We start from the raw sequence: 19,160 nt of genomic DNA, 5'->3' as shown, positions 1-19,160 counted from the left end.
TCGATCTAAATAGTTTGTATGGGAACATTTTACCGCGCTGAGAAAAAGAACCTGGGATTACTTTTTTTGGCATTTTTCGTATCAATTATTGGCCTATCGGCCAATCTTTCATGGGCTGCATCTTCTGAAGGCCCGCTTATTAAAAAGACAAATAGAATTGTCTATCCATTTGAACATTATTGGGAACCTTCCCTTAAATTCCTTCCCTGCGATGGAATAAGCAGCACACTTCCTTGTGCTGATATAGGTGTGTCCCTTCCATTTGCTCTTACATTTTCAGGATCTGAGGGTGGGTTAGTAGATGGATCCTCGACTCCTGCTGAAATTGGCTTTACCATGGCCCAAAAGCCATCGGCTATTTTAAGTAGTGAACAGACATTTTCAGTAGAGGGTGGATATGCACCTAGTCGGTTAGAGGTAGTCAATGGAAAATTAATTTTAACTCCTACCAAAGGGATATATTATAATACTCCATCTGCATCATCAGAGACTAACTCCCAATTGAACGCTTTAGGAGTAGGGATTGAATCTCCTAGCCGAATAATTAATATTGAAGTTGAATTGGATCAACCCAGTTTCAATTTGAGTTCGGGAAATAGTTCTCAACAGGCTGGTATTTGGTATGGTCTGGATGAAGACCATGTATTGAAAATAGTTACCTCAAAAAGTGGTGGTGATTTTTCCCAAAAAATACAGCTTCAAGTGGAGGATCTGGATCATCCAACGGTAGGTTCCCAATTACCTGAAATAAATACTCCGAATTTCAGTACCTCTGGTATCTCTACTATTAAGCTTAGATTGGAAATTAACCCTGTAGACAAAAAAGTTACAGGGTTTTATGCGTTAGATGCTGGCAATGAAGTGGAGGTAGGAGAAATTGCACTTCGAGATTTATTTTTTGATGGAGTAGACCATGATGAGAATGCAAGCACAGCCAATCAGGTATATTCTGGAGTTTTCGGAACCTTGAGAAGGGCAGATTTAATTGATGCTTTAACTTATTCATTTGATAATTTTTCTGTTTCAGAAATCCAAAGTAGTGCCAATGACATTGAAACTTTTTCATTTGCTGAACAGGCCTCAGTAGCATCATTAGATACTGAATCTCATACTGTAACCATAGAAGTTGAAAATGGTACTGTCTTAAGTTCTCTGATCCCAACGGTTACTGTTTCTGGCTTTGCAAGTATTAGCCCTGAATCTGGAATTGCTCAGGATTTCTCAAATCCAGTGAATTATACCGTAACTGCGGAAGATGGAACGGAACAAATCTGGACTGTATCAGTCATTGAAGCGGATCCACCATTAACTAAATTCATTGAAGATTTTGATTCCTATGGCACAGGAGTCCTTACTACCGTAGGATCATCTTCCTGGGAAAAAGAAAATGGAAATGGAGTGGATATTCCTGTGAATAATGTAGGGCTTTCCGCAGGAACTTCACATTCATTAAGCTTCACAGAGGGACCGCATACCACTGATTATATCCCATTACAAGATAATCCTATCGATCTAATCGGAGGGCAACCATTTTATTTTGCTACTTATTTCAAAGTCAATTCATTGGATGCTGGTGCTGGCTCTAGAATTAGAACAGCTTTGAGAATAGATGATGAGGCTTCAGGTGACGACTGGATTAGATTACAAATAGCTAAGGATGTAGATCAATTAATTGCTAGAGTAGGGTTGCTTGGAGCGGAATCAAATAATGGGTTTGCTACTATTGATTCTAATCAAACGATTCAATTTATTGTCAAAGGAGTTTGGAATGGAACTGATGAAATTGGCTATGAATGGAGTATTGATCCAAAATTAATTGAAGGAGAAACAGCATGGATTACTGCTGGAAATCACACAGTATCCGGAACTCCTCAAATTGGAAGATTATTCATTAGTTCTGTGGGAACTAATGATGGTCTTGTAGGCCCCATTCGTGTCAGTACGGATTACTCAGAAGTAGTCACCGAAGAGCTGAATGTGGTAATCCCAGTAGAACCATTTGAAGCTAAAATTAACTTTCAAGACGAGCCTACTACACCCCCAAATGGATATCAAAAAGATTTTGGTAAGCAATTTGGTTTTAGTTCTGTAAATATTAGTGGGACTATTTATTCTTACGGGTGGAAAAGTAAAGCTACTGATAACCCAATAGATATTACAGACGGAAGCAATGGAGCTGGCAGAAATAGAATTTCTGGAACCTACGGTTCTGTTTCAGACGAAGAAAAACTTGCTGGTACATTGGTTCATTTTCAAGGCGATAATATTAGAGGAAATACTGGTGGAGGTAGTTTGTGGGCAGGAGAAAATAGAGGAGGAGAATCTTTTTGGGAAATGGAAGTGCCAAATGGTATTTATGAGGTTACAGTTGGTTTAGGGGATAAGGATGGCGCTAATCTAGATAGCCGTCATTCTGCCACAATTGAAGGGTATACTGTTATCCCGGCTTTTGAACCTACTGCAGGAGAGACCAGAACGGGAACTATCATTGTGGAAGTTACTGATGGCTTGTTGACCATGACAGGTCTTGGCGGTTATAATTCTAAAGTCACCCATATCGAAATAGCTCCATCTACCGGAACTCCAGTTTCAGGAGAATTGACTTTTGAACCAAGTACACTTAGTACTGAGTTGCTTCCTGGAGAATCAGGAACTTTTACCGCAACAATCTCAGGAGCAGGAGCTGGCACACTAGGTATAGTGATTGACGATGTGGAGAACTTAATTGCTAAAAATAACACCTCATTCAATGAGTGGTTTAGTATTCCAACCACACTTGCTTTAGGTGAGTTGACTTTTCAAAAAGAAGCTTCAGCTTTAACAGCTGGAGAAAGCCATTCAGATAAATTTATTGTAAGTGCTGCAGGATTCAAACCTGCCGAACTCGATGTGACTCTTAATGTGGTTGCTGAAAATGTAGACACTCCATGTTCTCCTTTCAGTCTACTCCCTTGTGATCAAATTGTCACCAGCCTTCCGGTAAATCTTACTTTTGATGGTGCTCAGGGTGGTTTAGAAGACGCTAATTCCAATGGAACAGGTTTTACAATGGTTGATCCTCATTCCGGAGTTAGACTAGCAACAGATACACCTGTAACTTATGCTAATGTTAATGGTTACGAACCTTCAAAATTGAACCAGAATGAGGGTAATTTGATGATTACTGCCAGTAAGGGAATAGCGTTCATTGACAACAATGCTCAGGTAAATTCCTTAGGTGTAGGCATTCAAAATCTGAATCAGGCAATTGTTTTGGAAACCAAAATTTTGGATGTAAATACTGGTGGAAGTTCTGCTCAAGCTGGATTGTGGTTTGGACTTGATGATCAAAATTTTGTTAAACTGAATGTAAATAGCAATGCAAATATTGAGGTCAGAAAGGAAACAAATGACCTTACAGATACGGATGGTGTTACCTTGGATCAAATTCAATCAGACGATGTATTTACCCCTGGGGATGATGTTGTGTTGAGGATGGTAATTGATCCAGTAGAAGAAACAATTACTGGTTACTATTCTGTAAATGATGCTCCATTTGTACAGTTGACGAAAACTGAGCTTTCTGAACTTACTCTTCCTACTAGTTATATATCTGGTAAAACAATTAATGGCACTGTAGGAACAGCCAGCTTTGCCGGAGTATATGCTACTTATAGAAATGGTTCAGCACCATTTGATGCCACTTTTGATTATTTCACAGTTGAAGAAGAAGTGGTTGAAGAACCATTGACTCTATCTTTTGAGCAATCTGTTTTGAATTTCACAGGAGAGGTAGGCTCAGTTATTCCTAATCAATCTGTGAATTTACTTGCTTCTGAAGGTACACCAACCGTAGGACTTTCAGACGACCCAACTACTGAAGAGTGGTTAATTTTGCCTACTTCACCAGTTTTAGGTGCACTTGATTTTGGTGTGAATACCAATCTACCTGCTGGGTATTATACAACCACTGTAATTGCGACAGATGAACCGGATACTCAGGGTTATGAAAATGCTGAGATTACTATAAATCTCACACTTACCGATCCTGAAACTCCTGAATTGGACTTAAAAGTTAATTTTTCTGACCCTGAAACAGCTGCACCCCAAGGTTATTTAAGAGATGCAGGAAATCAATTCGGAGACCGAGGTAATGGTTATAATTATGGCTGGTTAGATGCTTCCACATCTGCTCCAGCAGATTTGCTACTTAATGGTAGAAACCGTGAAGATGTAGGTGTCTCATTGCTTGATAATACACTTATCCATATGCAGTATGGAAATGTATCTACTAATGCGGCTAATGGTTATTTGCCAGATGCCAAATGGGAGGTAGATGTTCCAAATGGAACTTATACTGTTTTAGTTGCTGTAGGTGACCCTGATGTTGATGGATCTATAGAGGATACTCCATTCCATACAATTGTAGTGGAAGGAACTATAGCCATTAATAGATATGAGGCCACAGGCCCAGCTGGGTCTTCAACAAGAGGAACCACGGGTACTGTTACCGTTAATGTGTCAGATGGTAAATTGACGCTAGAGCCTGGAAATGGATTTAATACAAAAATTAGGTACGTTGAGATTTCAAGTGAAGATATCGGATCAGGAACTCCTAGTGTATTAGGTGTTACTCCTGAAGATGGAGCAACAAATGTATCTGTAAATCCGACCATTTCTGCAAATAATCTATTCTTGCCTAATGGAGGAAACTTAGATAATTCTACTATCACTTCTTCTACAGTAACCCTTACAAAACAAGGTGCAGCTTCACCAATTGTTGCAGATTTGAATGGCACAGGTGGAGGGGATGCAATAAACCTGGTTCCTAGACAACCATTAGAAGCAAACACAACCTACATATTCGAAATTAACGGAGTCAAAGATGTAACGGGTGTTTCTTTAGAACCCTTTACCTCAAGCTTTACTACTGGAGATGGAAATACTGGCGGACCTAGTACCGATTTGGACAATGTTTCATTCAGTAAAATTGGCCAAGTCGGTTCCACAGGTAAATATTCTACGCTAGTTTTCGGTCCTGATGGACTCCTATACGGTTTAGAAATTGGAGGAGATATTAAAAGATGGACTGTGAATTCAGATGGTACCTTATCTAATCAAGAGGTACTAAATGCATGGAAAACCGGCTATAGTGCTAGGGCTGCAATAGGATTCGTATTTGATCCTGCATCAACACCGAGCAATTTAATAGCATACATTACCCATCAATCAGGTGCTCTTAATAATGCGCCTGACTGGGATGGAAAAATTTCAAAATTAACTGGACCACAGTTGGCTACTGAGCAACTACTGGTAACCAACCTACCAAGATCCAGTAGAGATCATTTAACGAACAGTTTGGCTTTCAGAAATTCAGAACCTAATGTGCTTTATTTCAATCAAGGAAGTAATAGTGCTGCAGGTGCCTATGATAACGGATGGAGAAAAGATGAGAGAATGCTGTCAGGGGCCACGTTAAGACTTGATTTAACGAAGCTTCCGAGCACTTTACCTCTGGATGTACAAACAACAGATGATATTCAGGCGATCATTAATGCGGATGAGAATTCCCCTACATTAAACGGTATGTATAATCCTTATTATACAAATGCCGCTTTAACTCTTTACGCTACAGGTATCAGGAATGCATATGATTTAGTATGGCATTCAAATGGACAATTATATGTTCCAACAAATGGTACTGCAGCAGGAGGTACCACGCCATCCTCTATAGATGGGATGCGCAGACCCGATGGATCTTTCTATGATACATCTGGAGACCCTTCTAATTATCCAAGTATTCAGGGATTTGGCTCAGTAGATACCCAACGTGATTGGTTATTTAGGATAAATCCTAGCGAACCGATAGGTTATTATGGACATCCAAATCCACTTCGAGGTGAGTTTGTATTAAATAGAGGAGATTTGGATGATGATAACCCATTGTATAATGGAGTACAACCTGATGTTAATTATCGCGGAGCAGCTTTTGACTTTGAGTTCAATAAATCTCCAAATGGGGTTATAGAATACAAGAGCAATGCAGAAAATGGAAATTTGCAAGGTGCATTACTGGTTGTGCGGTATAGTGGTGGATCAGATATAATTGCCTTAGTTCCAGATGGGCCAGGAGGAGATATTCAAACTTCAAAAGTTGGTATTCCAGGCTTTACCGGATTTGGTGATCCACTAGATTTAGTAGAAGACGTTAATTCTGGAAATATCTATGTTTCTGATTATGGAAGGAGTGAAATAATACTTCTTAAGCCAAATAATGAAGCATCGCCAAAACCATCTATCACAGTAAGTACTGAAAAGATTGTAGGAGATGCGATTGCCGCAGGAAGTGAAACTTATACAGAAGAAGTAATTATTTCCAACCTTGGAAATGCTGAATTAACAGATATCACTTCAAGTATAACCGGTGCAAATAGCTCGGATTTTGAAGTTACTAATCTTCCTACTTCCATTAATGTTCAGAATTCAGGTTCATTCCAAGTGGTATTTAACCCATCTTCTAATGGACCAAAATCTGCAACATTAACAATTTCTGGTTTTAATGCTGATCCCGTAACTATTGAATTAAGTGGATTGGGTAAACAAGGACTTGGTGGTTCGAATGAACCTTCCTTGCAATGGATACTTGATTCGCATTTAGGTGCCGGTGTTATCAATGTTGGAGATGCAGATCCTTCCAATAACATTATTACTACAGGTGCATCTACAAATTACAATACCCTTATCGGAGACGAAGTGGATATTCAGGCCTTCCAGAGAGCAACTGACGGACCTATTGAAATTGAGGTATTAAGCGTATATGGTCCTACAAGTAATGATCCGGTAGTAGCCTTCGGTTGGTACCTTAGTGGAAATGCTGGATCTGTTGAGGATATTTTCACAGTGTCAAACTCTCCTGCTTCCAATGGACAGACACTGAATCCTGTTATTTCAGGAGCACTTGAATTCGATCCAGGAAATGCAAGCTTCGGCTTTGTAAGCAGGTGGCCAGCATTCCAAAATAGACAACTGTTTAGTGAAGACGCATTAAACACCTTCTCAGGTGCTATTCCTCATCACGTAAGAGTTTATCCATTACCTGGTGAATCAAATGCTTACATCATTGCTACAGAGGAACATATTTCCGGATTTGATTACCAAGATGTAGTGGTTATTGTTAGAAATATCCAGCCATATTCAGGTGTTGTACCTACCGAAGGCTGCTCTCCGATCAGTACTCTGGATTGCGAGGATATTGATGTGACCTTACCGTTTACCTTGAACTTCAGCGGTTCAGAAGGAGGCATGGCTAATACAGGATTTACAATGGTTGATAATCCATCCGCAAGAATCGCAGCAGATGGTCCTATATCAAACCCATCAGTTCCTGGATTTGAGCCTAGTAAATTGTCTATTGAAAATGGTAACCTGACCATCAATGCGAACAATGGGATTGCATTCGTGACCAATGGCACAGCTACTGGCACAAGTTCAGATGTCAATTCGCAAATCAACACCTTGGGTGCTGGTTTCGACGCAGATGCATATGGTAACTTCAGCATCAACACCACATTGGTAGATCAGTTTTCTGACGGTTCAGCAGATGCTGAGCAGGCTGGAATTTGGTTTGGTCTAAATGAAGATAATTTTGTAAAACTAATTGTAAATAACTCTGGACAGGTTGAGCTTAGAAGAGAAGTTGCAGGTCAGTCTGTTAATGCAGATCAGCAACTAACTGCTGCAATACCTAATATTAACAGCAGCAATGTGGCCTTGCGCCTATATGTGGATATAGAAAACAGTTTACTAACTGGATACTACTCCATCAATTCAGGTGCTGAAGTTTCTACTGGTTCCTTACCATTGCCTTCTGTATATCTGAGCGGAAACTCAGCTTACAATAACCTAAGCTTTGCAGGGGTGTTTGCCTCTAAGCGTAGGGAACTTGTTGCTGATGTGAATTACAGCTTCTCTGATTTCTCCATCTCACCGGACAATGATCCAGTGCAGCCTACATTTGGTCCTTTGAGAATTAATTTCTCTAGAGCAGAAGATGCAGCTCCGGCAGGTTATGAAAGAGATAGCGGTCTACCATTTGGTGATAGAGGAAATGGTTATTCCTATGGCTGGTTCAATACAGATGGAGTAACTCCATTGGATATTTCAGCCAACACCAGAAACCGTGATATTGCAGGTGCAAGCTTTATTCAAAATACTTTGATCCATATGCAATATCAGGATGGAGTACCTCCAGGGGGAACTCCAAATGGTACTATGGTAGAAGGTATTTGGGAAGTTAGTGTTCCTAATGGAACATATTCAGTGACTGTGGGAGTAGGTGACCTAAATGTAGATGGTGATCCTGCAACTTTCCCAAGTCATACTGTTAATGTAGAAGGTGTAAATGCAGTAAATCAGTTTGTACCTACAGGTACAGAAGGCGCCTCCACCAGAATAACTTCTGCTACAGTTTCTGTAGTGGTAGTGGATGGTCAGCTGACTATTGATGCTGCAGGCGGATTTAATACGAAGATTCATTCTTTGGAAATCACGCAAACCAGTCAGAATGATCAGCCTTACTTCACAAATGTTACTCCGGCTAATTTCGCCACGAATGTGAGAATCAATGATTTCCAGATTAATGTGGAAATCTATACTCCTGAGGGATATGAGTTGGATAAAAACAGTCTTGCTAATAATGTGAACCTTTATGAGGTGAGCACAGCAGGAGCAGAAACTTTAGTTCCTTCCAACTCCAATGATACTGGTGGAGGAGATGCTATTACTTTGACTCCTCTCAACCTATTAAAAGAAAACACCAGATATATATTCAGGATTTCTGGAGTAGAGGCTAACCTTACAGGAGACTTAGAGGATAGATTGGACTTCTTAGACTTTGAATCAACCTTCGTAACTGGATCCCTTGATGATGGAGAAAACCCAATCAGAGATTTGACCGGGGTAGAGTTTACCAAGGTGAATGGTGGTTCAGCACTTGGAGATGCCACTTTGAATGAAAGATATTCTAGTTTGGCTATAGGCCCTGATGGTAAGTTATATGGATCCAATATTAACGGAACGATATCCAGATGGGTGATTGCAGAAGATGGTACCTTAACAGACCTAGAAATTTTAACTCCTGCCCTGACAGGTGCACCGCATCCAGTGACAGAGGTTAATAATAACAACAGTAGAATGATCATAGGCTTTGCCTTTGGACCTGAGGCTACAGCCGAAAATTTGGTTGCATATATTACTCATAGCTTCGCATCAGAAACTAGCGGTCCTGAGTGGGATGGTATACTGTCCAAGTTGAGTGGTCCTAATTTAGAAACTGTTGAAGACCTGGTTACTCATCTTCCAAGATCTTCTAAAGATCACCTGACAAACAGTCTGACTTTTGACGAAAGTGGAATTATGTATATCACCCAGGGTAGTAACTCTGCTGGTGGTGCCCCTGATCCAGCTTGGAGTAATAGACCAGAAAGACTTTTGGCTGCTGCAATTCTAAAAGTAGAGCTTAACAAACTTCCGGGTACCTTACCATTGAGTGCATTTACCACAGATGATATCTCTGTGATCAATGCAGCTCCAGCATCAGGACTTACTATGAGTAATGGTACTTACAACCCTTATTCTTCAGATTCTCCTGTTACCATCTTTGCTACTGGTGTAAGAAATGCCTATGATTTGGTATGGCACTCTAACGGCTGGTTGTATATACCAACCAACGGAACTGCTGGTAACAATAATAATTCTCCGAATTCCCCAGCTTACAATGGAGGAACTCTGGCCAGAAGAATCGATGGATTGACCAATATCCCGACTGTTCCAGCTATGAATGGTGGTGAAACTCAGAAAGACTGGTTGTTTAAAACTAAGGGCGGTTCTTACCACGGTCATCCAAATCCACTTAGAGGTGAATTTGTATTGAACCATGGTGGTCAGACCTATAGTGGACTGCCGGGTCAGGAAGAAGCATCTTACAAGGATGTGAACAAGTATCCTAGTACGGTATTCCCTGATCCTAACTACCGTCAGCCAGCATTCGACTTTGGTAAAAACAAATCTCCAAATGGAGTTATAGAATATAAGTCGGATGCCTTTGGAGGTAAGCTACAAGGCTTGCTGATGGTAGTGAGATTTAGTGGTCAAGATGACATTTTGCCGATGGATCCAAAATCCAACGGTGACATAGCTGAGGCGTATGGAAATATTCCTGGTCTTCAAGGATTTGATGATCCATTGGATTTGGTGGAAGATGTTAAAACAGGTAATATTTACGTATCTGAATACGATAGAGATGGAAGTGGTGTAGCAAGATTGACACTTGTAAGAGCAAATATTCCTGCCACACCTCCGGCTTTGATTGAAGCCGAGCCAAATGAAATGATTTTTGAAATTGAGGTGAATAATGGTGGAAATAATGGTTCCGTACCAGGTAGAAAAACTGATACGCAATCTGTAGTAGTTACCAATGAGAGTGAAGAAGTGGTGACCATTACCGGCGCATCAATCCGAAATGATGAGTTTGGACACTTTGGTTCTATAAGCCCAACTGGATCTACTACCCTGGCTCCTGGTGAGTCAGTGACTTATGCAGTGACTTATGCACCTGCCTTGAATAACTCAAACCTAGGTTATCATGGTGCAGAGCTTGTGTTGGCTACAGATAATAATGATCAGGAGGAGTTGATTATCGGACTTCATGCCTTGAAGAAAAATGGTTTTGAAGGTGGAAATGAACCTCCTCTTCAGGATGTGGTCAACACACTAGGAATTGGCATTGATGTGGGCTGGACTCAATTAGCTAACGGTACCAGTCCTACCCTTGAGGGTGAAGAAGTAGCTGTTCAGCAGTGGGTGAAAGCCGGACCTGGTGAAATCAATATTACTCCTGTAGGTAGATACTCACCAGCAGAGACACTTCCATTTGGTTGGTACACCAATAATTCTGGTTCAGTTAACCTGAATGAAGTGGGTGTATTGGCAGGCGACCTTCCAAACGCTCAAACCCTTTACCCTGAGATAATTTCGGGTGATGACTTCTTTGACCCTCAGAGCATGGTGTTTGGTATTTATGTTGAATCTATAGGCTTCGGTAGAATCAATTATACTGAAGATGTATTGAATGAGACGAGTGGAGGCCAAGGTCCAATAGTGCCACACAGAGTAAGAACCTATCCAGTGAGAGATAGAGATGGGGTGTTAGTACCTAATTCTTACTTGGTCAACTTTGAAGATGCATCCAATGGTGATTATCAGGATTACATGTTTATCATAGACAATGTGATTCCATTTGAGGATGGTGCTTTGAGATTGACATTGGATCCGGAGACTACCAATATCTCTACTTCAGTAAATGAGGCAGATGTGATCAGCACTCAGGTAACCCTTACCGCAAATGGTCCTGTAACAGAGTCTGAGATTAGCTTGACTTCAAACTCACCATGGTTGACTGTTCCTGAGTCTTATGTACTGGGGACTCCATTCAATGTGACTATTGATAAGTCAGGATTAGGATTGGGTACCTTCCAGGCAATAGTAACTGCCTCAGCTCCAAACTATGTGAGCGATCAGTTTATTGTGAAAATGACCATTACCAATGATCCTGAGTTTAGCTACCAGTTTAACTTCCAGTTGGGTACAGACCTGGATGTCTCTCCAGCAGGATGGATAGATGATATAGGAGGAGCCTTTGGTACTAAAACAACGGAAAAAGGACCTCTGAACTTTGGATGGGTACTTCCTGGAACCAACACACCTACATCTGCTGCTGAAAATGGTAGAAATAGAGATACCGGAGCCAGTGATGATCCATTGCTATCTACTTTCAATATCATAGGACATAACACTCCATCAAGTTATCCATTAAGAGACTGGATGGTAGAGCTACCAAATGGAACCTATGCCGTAAATATCAGTGTGGGTGATCCGGAATACGCGGATAGTTACCATAAGCTCGATGTGAACGGGGTGACTGTAGTAGATTACGACCAGGAGAATAATCCTATAGCAGGAGAGGACTGGTATAACAATACCGAAACAGTACAGGTGACTGATGGAGTAATGAGACTTTCACTTGGTAGTGGTGGAGCCAATGCCAAACCTAACTACATCAGAATCGCACCTTATATAGTAAGCGAGCAGCCTCCTTTGGTAACTGCTTCATTTGATGGATTGATGACTTCTACCAGTGTTTATAGAGGTCCGGTTTCCATTACTGTAAATGCAAGTGACAACAGCCAAAGTGAGGAAGGTATAGTAAGAGTAGAGTACATCCTGAACGGTGGAACAAAAACTCCATATACAGATGCAATTGCTATTGCAGACGTAGGTGATTACACGCTAACGGTAGAGGCAGAAGATGGCAATGGAAATGTGACTACCCAGTCCTTCATATTCACTATTGAGCCACTTACTGGAGCTCAATTAAGAGTAGAGAGTATGACCAAGATTCCGAATACCAACCGAAGTTTCCCGGCTGATGATTACTATACCTTCTATAGGTTTAGAAATCCTGGTGAAGCTGCAGTTCATGATGCAAATACCATGAGGCTGCATAACGAAGGTACCAATGACTTGGTGATCACTGAGATAAATATCTCTGATGAAAACGATTATTCTTATGAAATCCTTCCTTCAGGTTCAGCAGGAGTGACTTTACCTCTGACTATCCCTGCAGGCGGATCAAGGGATGTTTTAGTGACCTTCCTGAGTGACACTGGAAATGGTAGTAATGGTATCTTCAAGGAGACTATTAGTATAGTATCCAATGCAGATAATGGAGGAGAGAATATCTCTACGCTTCATGGTGGATTCGCTCCACAGCCAGAAGGGGGAGACGAGATCGACGCACAGGAAGTATTTGATGCATTTGGATTCTTGTCCAGTATGCGAAGCTCTGTAAACGATAACGGTGAAAATACAGGAGTTTATATTCCTCAACCTAGCTCGGCATACCCTATTCCTGCCAATATTGATGCAGGGTATGAAGGAGATATGATCTTGTCCGACAACTTTGTACAGGCAGATCCTACTAAGCCAGTGATAGGTCTTCAGCTGTCTGCGCTTCACGGTGGGCCTGGCTCCAATGGGGCACAGTTTATCCAGCCTAAGGAAGTAGGAAACTCAGTAGTAGGAGGAATGAACTTCAGCCACGGTCCAAACTGGTACCAAACCTTGTTACCTAAGAGTGGTGGTACAAGCAGTACTACTATAAATGCGGATATAGCGCAGTCTATTACAGGACCGTTTAGAATCTCGATCTCTGGATACCCAAGTTCCGGAGGAAATAATAACTCTGGCAACAGACCGGATCTATTGGGCTTGAGAATTTATAAGGCTATAGATAGAGAAGGAAATGTAATCCCTAATGAGTATATCGCTCTTCAGGATTTCGTTCAAAATGGTTGTGGAGCTGGCTCTGCAAACTGTGACTGGAACGATAATACCTTCTACTTTATAAATATTCGTCCCGAAGCTGTTCCTACAGCTGAGGCTCTGGAAGATATGAATGTGAATGAAGGAATAGCCTTTAGCAATGATATTTCAGCATTCTTCGATAAGGGATATCCAGGTAACAAACTTTCTTACAGCCTAGAGCTCGTGGGAGGAGGAGATGTCCCTGTTTGGATATCTATCTCTGATGCTGGGGTGATTACTGGTACTGCACCTGCAGATGCAGCAAGCAGCTATGCCATCAATGTGATTGCAACAGATCTGAATGGCTTGATCACAGGTTCACCATTCAATATCAATGTGAACAAAGCTCCAATACCGGTAGCTGAAGCAGATGTTGATAAAGGCTGGGTTCCATTGACTGTGAATTTCACAGGAGATAATTCCAGCGATGATTCTGCTATAGATACTTACCAGTGGAACTTTGGTGATGGCAGCGCAGCCGCAACTACAGCTAATTCAACTCATACCTATGCATCTGAAGGCACATATGAAGTAAGCTTTACAGTGACGGATGATACCGGATTGGATAGTACTGCAGTATTGTCTGTAATAGTGAAAGCAGACGGTTCGCCTCTTGCATTTGCTACTGCTGATGTAACAGAAGGAATGAGTCCACTGACTGTAGCATTCGATGGTTCATCTTCAGTGTCCAGTGCCAATATCACAGAATACCTATGGGATTTTGGCAATGGTGATACTGCTACCGGTATGACTACTACTTACACTTATACCAACAAGGGGGATTATACAGCTACACTTACGATCACAGATGCTAATTCATTGACCGATCAAGTGGAAATTCAAATAAACGTGTTGGAAAATAACGCTCCTATTGCAGTAGCTACTTCTAGTACCACTGAAGGTACAGTTCCATTAGAAGTGGTGTTTGATGCAAGCGAATCCAGTGATATTGAAGGTGAGCTAAGCTATGCTTGGGACTTTGGAGATGGTTCTACTTCTACTGCAGTTTCTCCTACTCATACATTTACCAATAAGGGTATCTATACAGTAGTATTGACAGTTACGGATGAAGGTGGGCTAACTGCAAGTGATGAGCTTGAAATAGTTGTAAATCCTCAGCCAAGCTTTGAACTTCGATTGAATGCTGGTGGACCACAAGTGACGCATGAAGGAAATGTCTTTGCCGCTGATCAATACTTCAGTAGCACCAGCAAATCCTATGAGAATACCAGTGCTACAGTACCTACACTGTATCAAACAGAGAGAAGTTCCTCTCAGCGTGCATACAATTATGCTATCCCTGTACCAAACGGTACGTATACCGTGAACCTTCATTTTGCAGAGATTTATTTCGGCGCGAATGGTGGTGGACCAGCGGGTACCGGCAACAGGGTGTTTGATGTTACACTGGAAGGCAATCTGGTATTGGATAATTTTGATATCAATGCAGAAGTGGGGCCTCAGACTGTACTCATCAAAGAATACGAGATTACTGTCACTGATGGCATGGTGAACATTGCACTATCGGCACTTGATGCTGTGGGCGGTAATGACCAGCCTAAGCTTTCAGCACTTGAGATCATAGGATTGGGCGCAGACAATGAAGATCCTGTAGCAGTAATCAATTATAGCCCTGAAGAGCCAGAGGTAAATGAAACCATTACATTTGATGGATCAGCCTCTACTGATGATGGTACTATATCTGAGTATAGCTGGACCTTCGGAGATGGAAGCACATCGGATTTGATCAGCCCATCGCATACCTACTCCACAGCGGGAACTTATGAAGTGGAACTTTTGGTAACAGATCATGAAGGGTCCAGCAATTCTACTACAGTTTCAATTGTAGTGAGTGATTCCAATGTGGCACCAGTGGCTGTGGCCAGTGCAACTCCTAATCCTGCGATAACAGGTGAAACGGTGAACTTTGTAGGTAGTAATTCTACTGACGAGGGTGAGCTAGATTATGCATGGGACTTTGGAGATGAGAGCAGTTCTACTGTAGCTGACCCAACTCATGTATATGCAGAGCCTGGTGTTTATGATGTTACATTGACAGTGACTGATGCACAAGGATTGCAGGATACAGAAACTATAGCTGTGGATGTTCTTGCCGCCAATGTAGCGCCAGTGGCCATTGCTTCAGCAGCTCCTAACACGGCCTTTGTAGGTGATGTGATTGAGTTTACTGGATCAAACTCTGAAGATGAGGGAGTACTGAACTATGCATGGGACTTTGGAGATACCTTTACTTCCACCGCAGCAGATGTAGCACACGTCTACCTTGCGGCAGGTACTTACACAGTCACCTTGGAGGTTACAGATGCAGAGGGACTCACAGACCAGACCACTTTAAGTATAGAGATTTTTGCTCCAAATGCTGCTCCTATAGCAGTAGCAGGTGCGGATAAAGAGGCGGTGTTCACAGGAGAGCAGGTAAGCTTTAATGGTAGCAGTTCTACGGATGATGTGGAGGTAGTGAGCTATGCATGGGACTTTAAGGATGGCAGCACAGCTGATGTGGCAGATCCTACCCATACATTTACTGTTGCGGGTACATATGATGTAGAATTGACTGTGACTGATGAGGAAGGATTGAGCAATAGTACTGTGATCCAGATTGTAGTAAGTATTCCTAAAGTAGATCCTATAGCTATAGCCAGTGCTACTCCTAATCCTGCAGAGGTAGGAGAAGAGGTTCAGTTTACTGGAACCAACTCTACAGATGACAGTGAATTGACCTACCTATGGAACTTTGGAGATGGAGAGGTCTCCGCTCTTCCGGACCCTGTGCATACCTACGCTAATGCTGGAGACTACCTAGTAACTCTGACTGTGATTGATGAGGATCTGAATGTGAATTTGACCAGTATTAATGTGGAGGTGGTAGAACCAGAGTTTGATTTCAGTATGTACTTGAATACCGGATCCTCTGTTACCACAGCGTACAATGATCGTGTATTTGTTGGAGACAAGACTATTTCAAGCAGTTACTACAACAGTGCTTCCACCCGAAATACTACAAGTGTAGGCTTAGAAGAATTGTTCAAGACATCGAGAACCAACTCAACCGGCCAACTGACATATTCTATACCGGTACCGAATGGAGTTTATAGGGTAACCACCTATCATACCGAGCAGTATTATGGAGTAGTAAGTTCAGGAGGAAATGGTAAGCGAGTATTTGACATCAATATGGAAGGGGTTAAAGTCAGAGAGGCATTAGACTTGTACCAGGAATCTGGCAATGGAGCAGTAATCCAGGTGTTTGAGGATATTACAGTGTTTGACGGTGTACTTACAATTGAATTTAGTTCTACAGTAAGTAGCCCGGTTGTGTCTGGAATCGCTATTGAGGGAGACTACTATGAAGGGAACTTTGCTCCTAAAGCGGCTCTAAGCTACAGTCCTACTGTAGTGATCAATGCTGGGTCAGAGGTTTCTTTCTCAGGTATTGAATCCTCAGATGACGTTGGGATTGTAGGTTATGCGTGGGATTTTGGAGATGGTAACACATCCTCCCTTGCAGAACCGTCTCACACATATGTTTCAGAAGGGAATTACTTAGTCACACTAGTAGTAACAGATTCTGAGGGGCTGAGTGATAGTAATAGCGTTGAGCTCTCTGTGACGGCCGCTTTACCAGAGTTTGATTTCAGTTTGTACTTGAATACCGGATCCTCTGTTTCCACGGCGTACAATGATCGTGTATTTGTTGGAGATAAGACTATTTCAAGCAATTACTACAACAGTGCTTCCACCCGAAATACTACAAGTGTAGGCTTAGAAGAATTGTTCAAGACATCGAGAACCAACTCAACCGGCCAACTGACATATTCTATACCGGTACCGAATGGAGTTTATAGGGTAACCACCTATCATACCGAGCAGTATTATGGAGTAGTAAGTTCAGGAGGAAATGGTAAGCGAGTATTTGACATCAATATGGAAGGGGTTAAAGTCAGAGAGGCATTAGACTTGTACCAGGAATCTGGCAATGGAGCAGTAATCCAGGTGTTTGAGGATATTACAGTGTTTGACGGTGTACTTACAATTGAATTTAGTTCTACAGTAAGTAGCCCGGTTGTGTCTGGAATCGCTATTGAGGGAGACTACTATGAAGGGAACTTTGCTCCTAAAGCGGCTCTAAGCTACAGTCCTACTGTAGTGATCAATGCTGGGTCAGAGGTTTCTTTCTCAGGTATTGAATCCTCAGATGACGTTGGGATTGTAGGTTATGCGTGGGATTTTGGAGATGGTAACACATCCTCCCTTGCAGAACCGTCTCACACATATGTTTCAGAAGGGAATTACTTAGTCACACTAGTAGTAACAGATTCTGAGGGGCTGAGTGATAGTAATAGCGTTGAGCTCTCTGTGACGGCCGCTTTACCAGAGTTTGATTTCAGTTTGTACTTGAATACCGGATCCTCTGTTTCCACGGCGTACAATGATCGTGTATTTGTTGGAGATAAGACTATTTCAAGCAATTACTACAACAGTGCTTCCACCCGAAATACTACAAGTGTAGGCTTAGAAGAATTGTTCAAGACATCGAGAACCAACTCAACCGGCCAACTGACATATTCTATACCGGTTCCGAATGGAGTTTATAGGGTAACCACCTATCATACCGAGCAGTATTATGGAGTAGTAAGTTCAGGAGGAAATGGTAAGCGAGTATTTGACATCAATATGGAAGGGGTTAAAGTCAGAGAGGCGTTAGACTTGTACCAGGAATCTGGCAATGGAGCAGTAATTCAGGTGTTTGAGGATATTACAGTGTTTGACGGTGTACTTACAATTGAATTTAATTCTACAGTAAGTAGCCCGGTTGTGTCTGGAATCGCTATTGAAAGTCTTAGCACTCTTTTAAACGCCCGCACCCTTACTACCCCAACCATCATTGCCTCTCCTATGGAGGGTGATGGACCGCTGAAAGTGGATTTTGTGGGTGATTTGACTGGGGTGGATCAGGGTAATCTGAGCTACAGCTATGAATTCGGTGACGGTTCAATATCTACCGAGAAGAATCCTAGCCATGTGTTTATGAGCCCAGGTATCCATGATGTGAAGGTGACAGTCAAAGACGGTAAGGATATTATTACCAGTGAAAGTCTGACCATTCAGGTAGGCAAATCCAATGAAGTAGGGTTTAATTCTGACTCCGGATTTGGACAGACTTCGATTAGAATGTATCCTAACCCGGCTAGCTCTGTAGTCAATCTGCAGCCTTTGGATTCCAATATCAAGATTGGGGAAATCGCAATCTTCGATATACGAGGTCGCTTGATTCAGAAATATGAGCCTAGTATGGTTCAGGATGGTAATAAGTATAGCGTCAGAGTTGATGGCCTAGCCGCTGGAGTTTATCTGGTGACCACTACTACTGAATCGGGTGCTACCCAGATGCATAGATTAATCGTGGAATAACAAATAAAATTGTTCTATTTATTAAAAGAGTTCCGGATCTTCCGGGACTCTTTTTTTATATGTTCCTATATCCGACTTTGGAAAACCCGATTCAATTTCCTGCTGATCAGGACTTGCAATCCTGATCTTCTCTGGTAGGAATTTTAATTCGAAAAAAATATATCCTTACACACCTTGGTCTGTATCTCACAGACCACTATTGGTTTCGCTGATCGGTTTGAAAGCCCGATTAGGAGCTGTTCCAAAACGTAGGATTTCTAATCTGGTATTCGTTTCCATCTTGCTGGTAAAATCTATTCGTCATCGAATCAGGATCCCGGGCCAGC

At 41.8% G+C, this 19,160-nt stretch carries 1 protein-coding gene; it reads left to right on the top strand.

The window, feature by feature from the left end:
* Window positions 1-18 precede the first annotated feature (18 nt).
* Window positions 19-18,834, top strand: a complete 18,816-nt coding sequence (locus tag PBT90_RS10835; RefSeq protein ID WP_270129113.1) for a PKD domain-containing protein — start codon at window positions 19-21, stop codon at window positions 18,832-18,834.
* Window positions 18,835-19,160: the final 326 nt, after the last annotated feature.

It is taken from the genome of Algoriphagus sp. TR-M9 (genome assembly GCF_027594545.1).
Lineage (GTDB): Bacteria > Bacteroidota > Bacteroidia > Cytophagales > Cyclobacteriaceae > Algoriphagus > Algoriphagus halophytocola.
This window is presented reverse-complemented; position numbering and strand designations above follow the sequence as displayed.

Bases quoted from the DNA above. Each gene is read 5' to 3' on its own strand.
- PBT90_RS10835 (WP_270129113.1), top strand. From the start codon at position 19: ATGGGAACATTTTACCGCGCTGAGAAAAAGAACCTGGGATTACTTTTT.